Source organism: Shinella sp. R2-11 (genome assembly GCF_055330205.1).
Genome location: NZ_JBVAPC010000009.1, coordinates 78,545 through 92,332 on the forward strand (window position 1 = coordinate 78,545; position 13,788 = coordinate 92,332).

Genomic DNA, 13,788 nt, shown 5'->3' on the forward strand with positions numbered 1-13,788 from the left:
TCCTACTCGGCCTTGACGACCTGCATGCGGCCGGTCGCCGTGCGGGCGGAGTATTGCGGACGGTACATGTCCTCCACCTGCGCGGCCGGCAGGTCGTAGGTGCCGGGGGTCACGGCGCGCACGACATAGGCGAGCGTCACCTCGCGGTTGTCGCCCTCGCTGCGGTTGAAGGCCGCCACGAAGCGGTCGTAGCGGAACTCCGTATGCGCCGCCTCGGTCTCGCCGAGCCAGTCGAAGTTGGAAAGCTTCGCGCTGTCGACGAGGCTCGGATTGTCGATCTCGAAGCCGGCGGGCAGGAGGTCGGTGATGATGATGCGCGACGGCCAGCTGTTGTGCTCCGTCACCTTCAGCACCACGACGTAGCGCTCGTTCTGCGTCGCCTCCGTGATGTTCGCCTCCTCACCGTCGAGCGTGTAGTAGGTACGCTCGATGGCAAAGCCGTCGCCGCCGGCCGGTAGCGGATCGGCCGGGGCCGCGACGGTGGTCAGCATGGCCGAGACCGGCTCGCCGGTGCGGTTGGCGATGGTCAGCGGATGCTCCAGCAGGGACTTACCGGTCATCTGCGCGGCATAGCCGCCGTCGCGCGGCGCGCCGTTGATCTCCAGCTTAAGGCCCTTGTCAGCATCCCGCACGGATCGCGCGGCGAGCAGCATCCAGGTCTGTTCCTGCGTGCTGGTCCAGCGCTTGTTATCCCACTGCTTGGCGACGAGCTTGGTCAGGTCCGGAATGACATCGGGAACCGGCCGGCTTTCCGCGGCGAGCGCCAGGATCGCCGCGCCGTCGCGCAGCGACGAGCCGTAGTCGGTGCGCGAGAGGCTGGCATTCATGACGGTCTCGCGCGAAAGGCCGAGCGCGTTGGAGAAGATGGTCATCGAGCGCTGGGCATCGCCATAGAGGCCGAGCGCGCCGGCGATCTGCGCGCGGGCGAGCGGCGAGGAGAACTCCGGGAGCTTCGTATCCGCATAATAGCGCAGGTCGCTGATCGCGGCCTTGCGGTTGCGGGCGAGCACGTAGAGCGCATAGGCGATCTCGTTGCCCTGGGTCGAGACGTTGACGTCATAGGAGAGGGCGTTCTGCAGGTTGGAGAGCGCCTGCACCATCGCCTGTTCCGGCACCTCGAACTTCTGCTCGCGGGCGCGGGTCAGGAAGTCGGTGACGAAGGCGTCGAGCCAGAGGTCGCCATAGCCGGGAGACCAGAGGCCGAAGCTGCCGGAGGAGGACTGGTTGGCGAGGACGCGATAGATGGCGTCCTGCACCCGCTTCTGCGTTTCCGTGTCCTCCGGCAGGCCGGACTGCCTGGAAAGCTCGCTCAGATAGAGGAGCGGCAGGGCGCGGCTCGTCGTCTGCTCCGTGCAGCCATAGGGATAGCGGTCGAGCGCCATCAGGAGGGCCGGAATGTCGAAGGCGGCGGCGCGCGAGACGTTGAGGCTGACCGAGGCGCCGGCAAGCTGGCTGTCGGCGAGCAGCTGGTCGTCGATGGTCAGGCTCCCGTTCGCGGCGATCTCGATGGGCCGGCGCGTGGTGATGGGCATGGCGGCCGGGCGCACCGGCACGTTGAGCACCTGCTCCAGCGACATGTCGGCGCCGTTCGTCAGCCTGACGGTGACGAGGCCGTCACCGGCTTCTCCGCCGATCAGCGGCAGGGTGAGCGCGGTCTTGCCGCCGGGCTCCAGCGTCAGCGTCTGGCCGGCGCCGGTCTGATCGACCATGACCGAGGCATTGTGCGTGACCTCGACCGTGTAGTCGCCGGCCGGCGCATCGGTATTGGCGATGTCGAGCCTCAGGTCCGCACGGTCCCCGGGGGCGAGGAACTTCGGCAGGCTCGCCGTCACCACGACCGGATCGCGGATGACGACGTCCTTCGACGCGCTGCCGACGCCCGTCTTCGTCCAGGCTACGGCCATGACGCGGGCGGTGCCGTTGAACTGCGGAATGTCGAAGCTGACCTTGGCGTTGCCCTCCGCATCCAGCTTCACCGGGCCGGCGAAGAAGGCGACGAGCTTTTCCTTCGGCGGGTTACCTTGCAGCGCCCCTTCGCCGCCGTCGCCGCCGGTGCGCAGGCGCCCCGTCGTGCCGAGCGAGCCGTCGATCAGGCGGCCGTAGATGTCGCGGATCTCCATGCCGAGGCGGCGCTGGCCGAAATACCAGCCGGCCGGATCGGGCGCCTCGTAGCGGGTGAGGTTGAGGATGCCGACATCGACGGCGGCGACGGTGATATAGGCCTCCTCATTGGCGCCGGCGCCCGCGACCTTCAGCGAAATGTCGAGCGGCTGGCGCGGCAGGGTCTTTTCCGGCACGTCGAGCGCGATGTTCAGCTTGCGCGCGGCGGGATCGACCTTCAGCCAGGTGATGCCGATGGCGCGCATCGGCATGCGGCTTTGCTGGTCGGAGCCGGGGCGGAAGAGCGTCGCGGTGACATAGGAGCCGGAGCCCCATTCCTCGGTGACCGGGATTTCCACCTCGCCGCCTTCGGCGCCGATGGTGGCGGTCTGGGTGGCGATCAGGCTTTCCGCGCCGATGGTGACGAGGAGCTGGCCGGCATGGCGCGGCGAGACCTTGAGCTTCGCCGTCTCGCCGACGGCATAACTTTCCTTGTCGAGCGAGATTTCCAGCGCGTCGGGCGTTTCCGTCGAGGTCGCCGCGACATACCAGCCGGCGTCGAACTCGATGCTGGTCGCCGGGCCGTCCGGCTCGGGGCTCTCCACTTCGAGGCGGTAGCGGCCCCAGGTGACGGGAACCGAGATGCGGCCGCCGTCGGCGGTCACGTCCAGCGTGCCGTTGGCGATCTGCGTCGTCGAGAGCACCGGCTCGTAGCGCCAGGAGCTGCCGTCGCGATACCATTGATAGTTCCGCTCGACGGAAAGCAGCTTCCAGGGCAGGCCCTGCATCGCCGCCTTCGCGCCATCAGGATCGACGGCGACGACGTGGAAGTTGGCGACGCTGTTCTCCGAAAGCTCGCCGGCAAATTCCGGCTTCACACCGATCATCGGGCCGGATGCCTTGACGGGCAGCGTCAGGTTGCGTTCGACCGCGCGGCCGCCCGCCTCCTTCATGCGCAGCGTCACAAGCGCTTCGAGGCGCTGCGTGGTGGAGGGAAGGTCGGAGACGGTGAGGTCGAAGGTCGTCCTGCCCTCCTCGTCGAGCACGTCGAGGCCGTCGAGCGGGATGCGGTTCTCCTCCAGTGCCTCCTCGTCGGCAAGGCCGAAGACATAGTTCGGATAGGCGGCATCCTGGCGCGTCGGCTTCAGGGCGACGTCGCCCTCGATCTCGAGCCCCGCGCCCGGCGCGCCGTAGAGATAGCGGCCCTCGACCGTGATGGGGGCCGGCGTCTCGGCATCGACGAACTTCGCGTCCGTCTTCATGTCGAATTCGATGCGGTCCGGCACGAAGTCGTCGACGAGGAACTGCTTTTCGGCGATCGCCGTGCCCTTCGGGTCGGTGTAGACCTGCATGGTCCAGGTGCCGCGCATGCTGTTTTCCATGAGCGGCAGGTCGACGGCATAGCCGCCGAGCGCCGCGCCGTCGGCCACCATGCGGCGGTCCTCGACGCCATCAGGGCGGCTGAAGACGAAGGTGAGCGGCAGCTTCTCGACGCCGTTCGATTCGATGTCGCGGGCAAGCGCCGCGACATGCACCGTCTCGCCGGCGCGGTAGATGCCGCGTTCCGTCCAGGTGAGCACGTCGATGGCGCCCGGCGCCGGGCGGCCGGTGACGCCGCGGTCGGAAAGGTCGAAGCCGGCGCGCGTCATGTCGAGGAAGACGAAGTCGCCCTCGCCCTTCTTCGCGAGGATCACGGCGGGCGTGTTGGCGGCGGTGCCGCGGATGAGGCCGGCGGTGAAGGTGGCGCGGCCGTCGGCATCGGTCGTCGCGGTGCCGAGCACCTCGTTGTTCCTGGCGATGAGCTGCAGCTCGACGCCTTCCAGCGGGCCGGCGCTGTCGAGCGAGCGGGCGAAGACGTTGAGCCCGTCCGTGCCGGCATAGGTGGTGAGGCCGACATCCGAGACGACGAACCATTGCGTCGCCTTCGAGTCCCATTCGTTGCTGCGGCCGTTCGTCGCCGCGGCGGTCAGCACGTAGACGCCGGGCTTGCGCTCGGGCAGCGCCTCGTCGACCGGGAAGCTGGTGACGACGTCCTTGTTGAGCTCCGGCGAGATGTCGATCTTGCCTTCCCAGACGAGCTCGCCGTTCTGGTTCTCGATATTGCTCGCCGAATAGCCGTCGAGCTGGGTGAGGAAGCGGCTGTCGGCGAGCAGTCCGGCGATGGCGCGGTCGCCGACGCGGTAGAGCTTCAGGTCGGCGCTGTCGGTGTTGACCGAGACGATGGGAATGCCGCGGCGGACGCTGCCGGGCAGCACGAAGCCGTCGCCGGTGAAACGCACCATGGCGGTGCGGTCCTGCACGTAGATGTCGAGGTCGACGGCGGCCGCGAGCGGCTCGTCGACGGAGGAGGGCAGGCCGGGGCGGAAGGCGATCTTGTAGCGCTGGCCGTGCTTCAGGCCCTCCACGCAGATCTGCCGGTCCTTGGCTTCCACGGCCTTGGGCGCTGCGCCGTCGAGCGTGACGAAGGAGGCGTAGTCGGCGCCGGACTTCACCAGCGGCTCGGAGAATTCCACGCAGGCCCGCGGGCTGGCGCTGTCGGAATCGATCGTGTGACTCACCACGCGGAAGCCCTGCCGGGCCCGGAGGTTAAGATAGGCCGAGCGGACGGCGACGTCTTCCTTCTCTTCGAGGCTCGCCTTGTAGGCATTGATGCCGGCGCGGTAGCTGCCGGAAACGTCGAGCGTGTCGCCGAGCACGGCAAGTGCCCGGGCGCGCGTCTCGCTCGTGCGCGAAAGCTGGTAGGCGTTGATCGCCGCCAGCGCGCCCTGGCCGGCGAGATAGCTGTTGTTGGTCGCGCGGCTCATGGATTCGGCCGTCTCGATCCAGAGATAATAGTCGTCCGGCGCCAGCGACAGCGCCCCGCGGAAGGCGGCGAGCGCCTGGTCGAAGCGGTCGGAGGCCGTCTCGATGCGGCCGAGCGAGGCGAGGCTTTCCGCCCCCTGGCCGACCTGATCCGCCGGCAAGGCGAGATTGTCGCGGAAGGCGCGGGCGTCGTTCATCATGTATTCGCTGATGAAGGAGAGCGCGGGCGCGGCGCCGATATCGGCGGCATTGTCGGCCTTGACGATCTTGCCGGCGATGGCGCCCTGGAAATGGTTGATCTGGTTGAAGTCGCTCTTCAGGAAGCACCACTTCACCTTGGGATTATAGGTGAAGGCGCGGCACGACATGTCGTCGATGCAGTCGGTCTTGCACTGGTCGAGCGTGACGTCCTGCACGGTGCGCAGGTCGAAGCCGAAATAGTCGCTGTTCTCGGTGGTGACGATGGTGCGGGTTTCTTCCGCATGGGCGGCCTGCGGTGGCGAGGCGACGGCCGAGAGAACCAGAGCCGTGAAACCGAAGAATGCGCGCATAGACATCAAGTCCTCCTACCGCTGCCGTCTCGTTGCCGCCACTCTTCAGACCCCGTCCCGGCTTGTCAATCGAAAGACCGGGCGTTTCGGAGAGCCTTGCAAGAGGTGGCGCAGGAAATCAGGGGGAAGACGTTTGAGATCCGCCGTTCAATCGCCGGAAATGCGAAATTTTTCGATCCCTGCCGCGTTAACCTTTTGTTAACCATATGGACGCAGACTGCAAAACATCGACGGGCGCTCTTCTGTCATACCGCTGTAACGGCGGGCAGCTAGAACCTCGTCAGACACGAAAGTCGTGTTTCGCAAACGCGGTGACCACGGATGTACTGGCACCTGCGCGAAACACTTCCCCGGTCAGGCCGGGATGAGGAAGCGGGGGTGCAACCCTCGCTTTTTTCATTTGTACGGCCGGGTTCCGCGCCGGGCGGAATTGCTCCGGCCCGCCGATTGCCCTACCCATGAGGCCGCAGGGCGGCCGCCCTGCGGCTCCTCCCGCTTCCCGGACGGTTTCATGTCGGACGTCGCCTTCAATGTCCTGCCCATCTTCGCGCTGATCCTGATCGGCTGGCTGCTGGTCCGCACCGGCTATCTCAGGGAGGAGCTGGGCGAGGGGCTCGGCGAGTTCGTCTTCCGCGTCGCCGTGCCGGTGCTGCTCTTCCGCACCATCGCGGAGGCGAATTTCTCCGGTGAATCGCCGCTGCGCATCTGGGTCGCCTATTTCGCGGGCGTCGCCTTCACCTGGACCGTAGCCCATTTCGCGGCGACGCTGGGTTTCGGGCGCGACCGGCGCATCGGCGTGCTCGCCGGGGTCTCCTCCGCCTTCGCCAACACCATCTTCATCGGCTTGCCGCTCGTCTCGCGCATCGTCGGCAACGACGGCGTGGTAGCGCTCTCCGTCCTCATCTCCGTGCACCTGCCGGTCATGATGATTGCCGGTACGGTGCTGATGGAGCGGGCCGAGCGCAAGGAGCACACGCGCGAGCCGCAGAGTTTTGCGGCGCTGCTGCTCGGCATCGGCCGGAGCCTCGCGCGCAACCCGCTGGTGATCGGCCTCGTCGCCGGCGCGCTGTTCCATACCGGCGGCGTTCCGCTCTCCGGCCCGGTGAAGGTGGTGATCGACCAGCTCGCCGCCCTTGCCGCGCCGGCCGCGCTCGTCTCCATCGGCATGGCGCTCAACAAGTACAAGGTCGGCGGCAATGCCGGCATCGCGCTCGCCATGACCGGCCTCAAGCTCCTCGTCCTGCCGGGCTCCGTCTATGTCGCCTGCCGGCTGCTCGGCCTTTCGCCGGAATGGACGGCGGCGATGGTGCTGACCTCTTCCGTGCCGACCGGCGTCAACGCCTGGCTGCTCGCCAACCATTTCGGCGTCGGCCACGCGCTCGCCTCCTCGACCATCACCATGACGACGGCGCTCGGCGTCTTCACCGTTTCCTTCTGGGCCTGGCTGCTCGGTTGAGATCCCCTTTCGCCGGCAACAAAAAACCCGGCGCGAAGGCCGGGTTTTCCAAATCCGTGGCTGGCGCTCCTTACTGAGCGGCCGGCTGTTCCGTGGTGGTGCCCTGCGTCGCGCCGCCCTCGGCCGGAGCCGCGCCCTCGGTCGTGGTTGCCGCGCCGCCTTCGGCCGGGGTCGCCGCACCGTCCTGCGTTGCCGCAGCGCCGCCTTCGGTGGCCGCGCCGCCCTCAGCGGGGGCTGCGCCTTCCGTCGCAGCCGCGCCTTCGCTCGAAGCGGTCGGCAGCGGCGCCGGATTGTCGGAGAGCGTGCGCAGGTAGGCGATCAGGTTGGCGCGCTCGTCGTCCTTCTTGAGGCCGGCGAAGCCCATGGCGGTGCCCGGAACGTGCTTCTTCGGCGCTTCGAGGAAGAAGTTCAGGTGATCGAAGTCCCAGACGACCTTGTGGCCTTCGGAGAAGGTGGTCATGCCTGCGGAATAGCTGAAGCCCTCATGCGAGGCGATCGGGCGGTTGACGACGTCCCAGAGGTTGGGGCCGACCTTGTTCGGTCCGCCCTTCTCCCCGGTGTGACAGCTCGCACATTTCTTGAAGACGGTTTCGCCTGCGCCCGCGTCGGCGCTGGCAAGCAGGGTCGCGATCGGAACGGCCTTCGCGGCTTCATCGCCGCCCGCTGCCTCGCCGCCTGCTTCCTCGGCCACGATCGCGAAGCCTTCCTTCTCGGGAGCGCCCGAATGGAAAATGCCTTCAGAAGCGATCGACACGGACATCAGTACGAAGACGGTGCCCAGAAGGGCACCCACGCCCATGTTCACATAAGAGTTCATCCAAACGCTCCCCTAGCAACCGGCGGACCTGACACCGGCCAGTCTTGAAATCGCGCGGAACCTATGTCTTTTGCTGCTTCGTTGCAACAGTGATTGTAGCCCCCGCACTGAGACTTATTGACACTTTTCCAGGGGGTTTTGAAGGGCCTGAGATGAATCGCGCCAATTTTGACAAGAGCCTCGTCCTCATTCCCGCGCGCATGGCCTCGACCCGGCTTCCCGGCAAGCCGCTCGCCGACATTGCGGGCCTGCCGATGATCGTGCAGGTTGCGCGCCGGGCCGCCGCGGCCGATGTCGGCCGCGTCGTCGTCGCCGTCGATCACCAGGACATTTTCGACGCCGTCGTCGCGGCGGGCTTTGCGGCGGTGATGACCCGTGTCGACCACCAGTCCGGCTCCGACCGCATCCACGAGGCGCTGACCAAGAGCGACCCGGAAGGCCGCGCCGAGTTCGTCATCAATGTCCAGGGCGACCTGCCGACCATCGACCCGGAAACCATCCGCGCCGCCCTGCGCCCGCTGGAGAACGCCGCGACCGACATCGCGACGCTGACCACCGAGATCCGCGACGAGCACGAGAAGGCCAATCCCAACGTGGTCAAGGTCGTCGGCTCGCCCATCGGCGAAAGCCGCCTGCGCGCGCTCTATTTCACGCGCGCGACCGCGCCCTACGGCAACGGCCCGCTCTACCACCACATCGGCCTTTATGCCTATCGCCGCAAGGCGCTGGAGACCTTCGTGACGCTGCCGCCCTCGACGCTGGAAAGGCGGGAATCGCTGGAGCAGCTTCGGGCGCTGGAGGCCGGCATGCGCATCGATGCGGAGATCGTTGACACCGTTCCGCTCGGTGTCGATACTCCCGCCGACCTCGAAAAGGCCCGCGCGATGCTCGCCGCCCATCCCATCTGATACGGATACCTGCCATGATCACGAAGACCAACAAGATCGCCTTCCAGGGCGAGTTCGGCGCGAATTCCGACATGGCGAGCCGCGACATGTTCCCGAACATGGAGCCGCTGCCCTGCCAGACCTTCGAGGACGCGTTCCTTGCCGTCGAGAACGGCGATGCCGATCTCGGCATGATCCCGATCGAGAACACGATTGCCGGCCGCGTCGCCGACATTCATCATCTCCTGCCGGAATCGCGCCTGCACATCGTCGGCGAATATTTCATGCCGATCCGCTTCCAGCTCATGGTCCTGCCGGGCGTGACGAAGGACGAGGTGCGCACGGTCCACAGCCATATCCACGCGCTCGGCCAGTGCCGCAAGATTGTCCGCCTCAACGGCTGGAAGCCGGTGATCGCCGGCGACACGGCGGGCGCGGCCAAGCTCGTCTCGGAGACCGGCGACCGCACCATGGCGGCGCTCGCCCCGCGCCTTGCCGCCGACCTCTACGGCCTGTCGATCATCGCCGAGAATGTCGAGGATACGGAGAGCAACGTCACCCGCTTCGTCGTGCTCTCGCGCGATCCGGTGCCGGTCGTGCGTGACGGCGACGAGACCATCGTCACCACCTTCGTCTTCAACGTGCGCAACATCCCGGCTGCGCTCTACAAGGCGATGGGCGGCTTCGCCACCAACGGCATCAACATGACGAAGCTGGAAAGCTACCAGATCGGCGGCAAGTTCTACGCCACGCAGTTCTATGCCGATATCGAGGGCCATCCGGACGACCTGCCGGTGCGCCGCGCGCTGGAGGAGCTGCGCTTCTTCTCGGAAAAGGTCCGCATCCTCGGCACCTATCGCGCGCATCCGATGCGCAGCGCGTTCTGAGCGATCCGTCCAGGACTTGACGATCGTCAGGCGGCGCGGAACCGCGCCGCCGCGCGGGCATTTTCCATGGAAAGGAGATGCCCATGCGCACGATCACCTATATTACCATTCTCGTATCGATGATGGTGAACGCCGTCGTCTTCGGTGCCGGCGCCATCGCCATCCTCGCCGTTCCGGTCCTCAACGAGCACGCGAAATACCTGCTGCCGGCCTGGATCGTCGTCACCTTCCTCGTCAGCCCGGTCATTGCGCGCTTCATGGCGCCGAGCCTCAGGCTGCGCCAGCATCCCGGCGACCAGCCTCGTCTCGGCCTGCGCTGATCAGCCGTCCCAGTCGAGCCAGTCACGCATCAGCCGGTGCGCGATGGCACCCTTCGGCGGCGGCGTGGTCATGCCGGGCGCGACGCCCGACAGCGCGCCGCGCGCCACCATCGCCGCCGTCTCCTCGCGGGTGAACCAGCGGCAGTCCTCCAGCTCCTGCTCGTCGCGGCGGATGTCGAAGGAGATCGCCTCGCCATAGCAGCCGATCATCAATGAATGCGGCATCGGCCAGGGTTGCGAGGCGTGGTAGCGCACGCGGCCGACCCGGATGCCGGATTCCTCGAAGGTCTCGCGACGCACGGTATGCTCGATCGTCTCGCCCGGCTCCAGGAAGCCGGCAAGGCAGGAATACATGCCCTCCGGGAAATGCGGCGAGCGGCCGAGCAGGCACAGGTCCCGCTCGATATCGATGACCAGCATGATCGCGACCGGGTCGGTGCGCGGGAAGATCGTGTGGCCGCAGGCCTCGCAGACGCGGCGGTAGCCGCCGATCTCCGAGCGGGTCGGCGAACCGCACTTGCCGCAGAAACGGTTGTTGCCGTTCCAGGTCATCAGGCTGGAGGCCTGGGCGAACTGGCCGAGCAGGTCGTCGTCGAGCATTTGCTGGCGGTAGAGCGTGCGCCCGTCGGCCGCCTTCAGCGGCTCCTGCAGCGTATCGGGATCGGCCTTGACGGGGATCGCCAGCCGCGGCTCGCCGTTCTTCAGGTAGCCGAGCAGGACGGCGTCCTCCGGCATCGGGCCGAGTTCGGCGAGCTCGTAGGGGGCGAAGAGCGGATCGATGATCTTCTCGTCATGCTTGACGACCAGCTTGCCGCCGGCCAGCGCGAAGGCATGCACGTTCTCCGCCCTGAAAGCCTGCTCCAGGCAGTCCGGCGCACGGTGCTCCGACTGGCGGTCGAGGCTGTTTTCCGCAAAGGCCACCATGGTGCTGGGTTCCGGATGTGGGCGGTAGAGATCGAAAAGCGATGGCTTCATGGGGTCAGTGCGTCCAGCAGCTTGGCGGCGAAGGCCTTGGTTTCCTCGGCCGAGCGCGGCTCGGCAGTGCCGTGGCCCCAGACGGGGCCGGGCCAGTTCGGGTCGCCCTCGCTGCGCGCGACGACATGCACATGGAGCTGGCGGACGATGTTGCCGAGCGCGCCGGTGTTGATCTTCGTCGCGCCGGTCACCGTCTTCAGCGTCTCGGCCACGAGATTGGTCTCGAAGGTCAGCATGGTCTGGTCGAGCGGCGTCAGGTCGAAGACCTCGCTGACATCCGCCCGCTGCGGCACGAGCACCAGCCAGGGCCAGCGCTTGTCCTTCATGAGGCGCAATTCGCACAGGCCGATCCTCGTTACGAGATCGCTGTCGCGAACCAGCCGTTCGTCGGGTCGAAAATCGCTCAAGGGGCCCTCCCGCATGCTCGTTGCAACGCACTACCGGCAAAAGCTCAAGCTGGTTTTGCGTCCGGAACGGACGATTCATGCCACGCACCCGATTTCGCTCCAACAGTTTTTTATCGCCTCCGCTTGCATTCGGATGGAATATTGCCGATATGGGGAGCGGGAGGTTGGTGGTGGACGAGCCACTCGCCAACCGGGTCAGGTCCGGAAGGAAGCAGCCCTAACGAGCCCCGGCACGGGTCATCGTGCCAGCCTCCCACCTTTCCGTCCTGTCGGGACAGACGTTCGATTAACGGCAGGGTCGATGAGCGACGCAACCTCAAATCCGTCCACCGAGAAGCCGGCCGCCTACCGCGTGCTTGCCCGCAAGTATCGTCCGAAGGACTTCTCCGATCTCATGGTCGGCCAGGAGCCGATGGTCCGCACGCTGACCAACGCCTTCGAGACCGGGCGCATCGCCCAGGCCTACATGCTGACCGGCGTGCGCGGCGTCGGCAAGACGACGACCGCCCGCATCCTCGCCCGCGCGCTGAACTACAAGACGCCGGAGATCGACAAGCCGACCATCGACCTTCGCGTGCCCGGCGAGCACTGCCAGGCGATCATGGAAGGCCGCCATGTCGACGTCATCGAGATGGACGCCGCCTCCCATACCGGCATCGACGATATCCGCGAGATCATCGAGCAGGTGCGCTACCGCCCGGTCTCGGCGCGCTATAAAGTCTATATCATCGACGAAGTGCACATGCTCTCCACGCAGGCCTTCAACGGCCTCTTGAAGACGCTGGAAGAGCCGCCGGAGCATGTGAAGTTCATCTTCGCGACGACGGAAATCCGGAAAGTGCCGATCACCGTCCTGTCGCGCTGCCAGCGCTTCGACCTGCGCCGCATCGGCGCGTCGGATCTCGTCGGCCTCTTCACCACCATCCTCGGCAAGGAAGGCGTCGAGTTCGAGCCGGACGCGCTCGCCATGGTCGCCCGCGCGGCCGAGGGCTCGGCACGCGACGGCCTGTCGCTGCTCGACCAGGCGATCGCCCATGGCGCGGGCCGTGTCGAGGTGGAGGCCGTGCGCTCCATGCTCGGCCTTGCAGACCGCGCCCGCATCGTCGATCTCTTCGAGCATGTCGTGAAGGGCGATGCGGCGGCGGCGCTGGCCGAATTCGCCGCGCAGTACGAGGCGGGCGCCAGCCCCTCGGTCGTGCTGACGGACCTTGCCGATTTCACCCATCTCGTCACTCGCATGAAATATGTGCCCGATGCCACCGGCGACCAGTCGCTGAGCGAGATCGAGCGCACGCGCGGCGTCGAGTTCGCCAATTCCATCGCCGTCACCGCGCTTTCGCGCATGTGGCAGATGTTGCTGAAGGGCATTCCGGAAACGGAGGCCTCCAGCCGCCCTGCGGGTGCCGCCGAGATGGTCATCATCCGCCTCGCCCATGCCGCCAACCTTCCCTCGCCGGAAGAGGCCGCGCGCCGGCTCGCCGAGCTTTCGAGCGGCGAGGGCGGCGGCAATGGCGGCCGCGCGCCGCAATCCGGCGCTTCTTCCGGCCAGCCCTCGGCGCAGGCGTCCGTTTCCGCCGTCGCGCGCCAGCCGGATGCACCTCTGCGCGCCCAGTCGAACGGCGCAACCATGCTGCGTGCCGTGCCGCAGGCCGATCCCGCGCCCCAGCCCATTGGCCGCACCGAGGCCGCTCCCGCCGAGCAGCCGACCGCCACGCCGAAGGTTCCGGTCACGTCGATCTCCGACATCGCCGATCTCTGCACGAAGAACCGCGACATCCGCCTGCGCGCCCTCGTGCGTGCCTTTGTCCGCCCCGTGAGCGTCGAGCCCGGCAAGCTGGAAATCGGCCTTGCCCCGGATGCGCCGAAATCGCTCGTCGCCGATCTCCAGAACCGGCTCGTCGAATGGACGGGCATGCGCTGGCTGGTGATCCTCTCGCGCGAAGCCGGCGGGCCGACCCTGTCGGAAGCCGAAACCATGGCGCAGGAAGCGCGCGTCGCCGATGCCCGCCAGGACCCCGACGTCGCCGCCATCCTGCAGCGCTTCCCAGGCGCCAAGATCACCGACGTACGGATCAAGGTGCAGGAAACGGAAGACGAGGCCGAGACCGTCGAGGCCGTGGCCGCCGCCGAATCCGCCGAGGGCGACATCCTGCCCGGCGACGATATCGAACACTAGCAATCCCGGCAGAAGTGCGAAGCGGTTTTGCGTCCGGGATTGCGAAAACAAAGACTCTAACAGCACGAGACGAAGAGGAGAGGCCGATGCGCGACATCATGGGCATGATGGGCAAGGTCAAGGAAATGCAGGCCAAGATGGAGAAGATGCAGGAGGAGATCGCCGCGCTCGAAGTGAGCGGCACCTCCGGCGGCGGCCTCGTCTCCGTCACGCTCGACGGCAAGGGCACGCTCAAGGGCCTGAAGATCGATCCCTCGCTCTTCAAGGAAGACGATGTCGAGATCCTCGAGGACCTGATCGTCGCCGCCCACAAGGATGCCAAGGACAAGGCCGAGGCCGAGGCGGCGGAGAAGACCAAGGCGCTGACCGCCGGCCTGCCGATCCCGCCCGGCTTCAAACTGCCGTTCTGA

General features: G+C 66.9%; 10 protein-coding genes and 1 other RNA gene. 7 read left to right on the top strand and 4 right to left on the bottom strand.

Translation table 11 applies throughout. The features are described from left to right. Positions 1 to 2 precede the first annotated feature (2 nt). Positions 3 to 5,453 carry an alpha-2-macroglobulin family protein gene (locus ACZ1A1_RS20810; protein ID WP_463621511.1) on the bottom strand — a complete coding sequence of 1,817 codons (5,451 nt, stop codon included), beginning with the start codon at positions 5,451 to 5,453 and terminating at the stop codon, positions 3 to 5. A gap of 511 nt (positions 5,454 to 5,964) precedes the next feature. Between ACZ1A1_RS20810 and ACZ1A1_RS20815 the strand changes: the two genes are divergently transcribed. Next, positions 5,965 to 6,909, top strand: a complete 945-nt coding sequence (locus tag ACZ1A1_RS20815) for an AEC family transporter (RefSeq protein WP_463621422.1) — start codon at positions 5,965 to 5,967, stop codon at positions 6,907 to 6,909. 70 nt (positions 6,910 to 6,979) lie between these two features. On the opposite strand, the gene ACZ1A1_RS20820 is transcribed toward ACZ1A1_RS20815, so the two are convergent. Next, entirely contained in the window at positions 6,980 to 7,726 is a 747-nt protein-coding gene (locus ACZ1A1_RS20820; protein ID WP_463621423.1) for a c-type cytochrome, read from the bottom strand. Between the two features lie 152 nt (positions 7,727 to 7,878). Between ACZ1A1_RS20820 and ACZ1A1_RS20825 the strand changes: the two genes are divergently transcribed. The 3 genes from ACZ1A1_RS20825 to ACZ1A1_RS20835 all read left to right on the top strand — a co-directional run bounded on the left by ACZ1A1_RS20825 (position 7,879) and on the right by ACZ1A1_RS20835 (position 9,820). Beyond that, the gene (locus tag ACZ1A1_RS20825; protein ID WP_463621424.1) at positions 7,879 to 8,634 is read left to right on the top strand and encodes a 3-deoxy-manno-octulosonate cytidylyltransferase; all 756 of its coding nucleotides are present in this window, start codon (positions 7,879 to 7,881) and stop codon (positions 8,632 to 8,634) included. A 14-nt stretch (positions 8,635 to 8,648) separates the two neighbouring features. Next, positions 8,649 to 9,500 carry a prephenate dehydratase gene (locus ACZ1A1_RS20830; protein WP_119257615.1) on the top strand — a complete coding sequence of 284 codons (852 nt, stop codon included), beginning with the start codon at positions 8,649 to 8,651 and terminating at the stop codon, positions 9,498 to 9,500. Between the two features lie 83 nt (positions 9,501 to 9,583). Then, positions 9,584 to 9,820, top strand: a complete 237-nt coding sequence (locus ACZ1A1_RS20835; protein ID WP_463621425.1) for a hypothetical protein — start codon at positions 9,584 to 9,586, stop codon at positions 9,818 to 9,820. Here the strand turns inward: ACZ1A1_RS20835 and nudC are convergent, their stop codons facing one another. Together nudC and ACZ1A1_RS20845 are read right to left on the bottom strand one after the other, a co-directional pair. Next, positions 9,821 to 10,795, bottom strand: coding sequence for an NAD(+) diphosphatase (gene nudC, locus ACZ1A1_RS20840; protein WP_463621426.1), 975 nt, complete (start codon positions 10,793 to 10,795; stop codon positions 9,821 to 9,823). Beyond that, complete coding sequence (locus tag ACZ1A1_RS20845; RefSeq protein ID WP_463621427.1) at positions 10,792 to 11,217, bottom strand: HIT domain-containing protein; 426 nt, start codon at positions 11,215 to 11,217, stop codon at positions 10,792 to 10,794. Before ACZ1A1_RS20845 ends, nudC begins: the two co-directional genes overlap by 4 nt. A 144-nt stretch (positions 11,218 to 11,361) precedes the next feature. Between ACZ1A1_RS20845 and ffs the strand changes: the two genes are divergently transcribed. From ffs to ACZ1A1_RS20860, 3 genes are all read left to right on the top strand, one after another. After that, an RNA gene (ffs, locus tag ACZ1A1_RS20850) (signal recognition particle sRNA small type) lies at positions 11,362 to 11,459 on the top strand. A gap of 44 nt (positions 11,460 to 11,503) precedes the next feature. Beyond that, the gene (locus tag ACZ1A1_RS20855) at positions 11,504 to 13,378 is read left to right on the top strand and encodes a DNA polymerase III subunit gamma/tau (protein ID WP_463621428.1); all 1,875 of its coding nucleotides are present in this window, start codon (positions 11,504 to 11,506) and stop codon (positions 13,376 to 13,378) included. Between the two features lie 86 nt (positions 13,379 to 13,464). Beyond that, the gene (locus tag ACZ1A1_RS20860; RefSeq protein ID WP_203317494.1) at positions 13,465 to 13,788 is read left to right on the top strand and encodes a YbaB/EbfC family nucleoid-associated protein; all 324 of its coding nucleotides are present in this window, start codon (positions 13,465 to 13,467) and stop codon (positions 13,786 to 13,788) included.

What these genes read in the sequence shown, in the direction of transcription:
- ACZ1A1_RS20810 (WP_463621511.1), bottom strand. Translation starts at nt 5,453, where the DNA reads ATGCGCGCATTCTTCGGTTTCACGGCTCTGGTTCTCTCGGCCGTCGCC.
- ACZ1A1_RS20815 (WP_463621422.1), top strand. Translation starts at nt 5,965, where the DNA reads ATGTCGGACGTCGCCTTCAATGTCCTGCCCATCTTCGCGCTGATCCTG.
- ACZ1A1_RS20820 (WP_463621423.1), bottom strand. Translation starts at nt 7,726, where the DNA reads ATGAACTCTTATGTGAACATGGGCGTGGGTGCCCTTCTGGGCACCGTC.
- ACZ1A1_RS20825 (WP_463621424.1), top strand. Translation starts at nt 7,879, where the DNA reads ATGAATCGCGCCAATTTTGACAAGAGCCTCGTCCTCATTCCCGCGCGC.
- ACZ1A1_RS20830 (WP_119257615.1), top strand. Translation starts at nt 8,649, where the DNA reads ATGATCACGAAGACCAACAAGATCGCCTTCCAGGGCGAGTTCGGCGCG.
- ACZ1A1_RS20835 (WP_463621425.1), top strand. Translation starts at nt 9,584, where the DNA reads ATGCGCACGATCACCTATATTACCATTCTCGTATCGATGATGGTGAAC.
- nudC (WP_463621426.1), bottom strand. Translation starts at nt 10,795, where the DNA reads ATGAAGCCATCGCTTTTCGATCTCTACCGCCCACATCCGGAACCCAGC.
- ACZ1A1_RS20845 (WP_463621427.1), bottom strand. Translation starts at nt 11,217, where the DNA reads ATGCGGGAGGGCCCCTTGAGCGATTTTCGACCCGACGAACGGCTGGTT.
- ACZ1A1_RS20855 (WP_463621428.1), top strand. Translation starts at nt 11,504, where the DNA reads ATGAGCGACGCAACCTCAAATCCGTCCACCGAGAAGCCGGCCGCCTAC.
- ACZ1A1_RS20860 (WP_203317494.1), top strand. Translation starts at nt 13,465, where the DNA reads ATGCGCGACATCATGGGCATGATGGGCAAGGTCAAGGAAATGCAGGCC.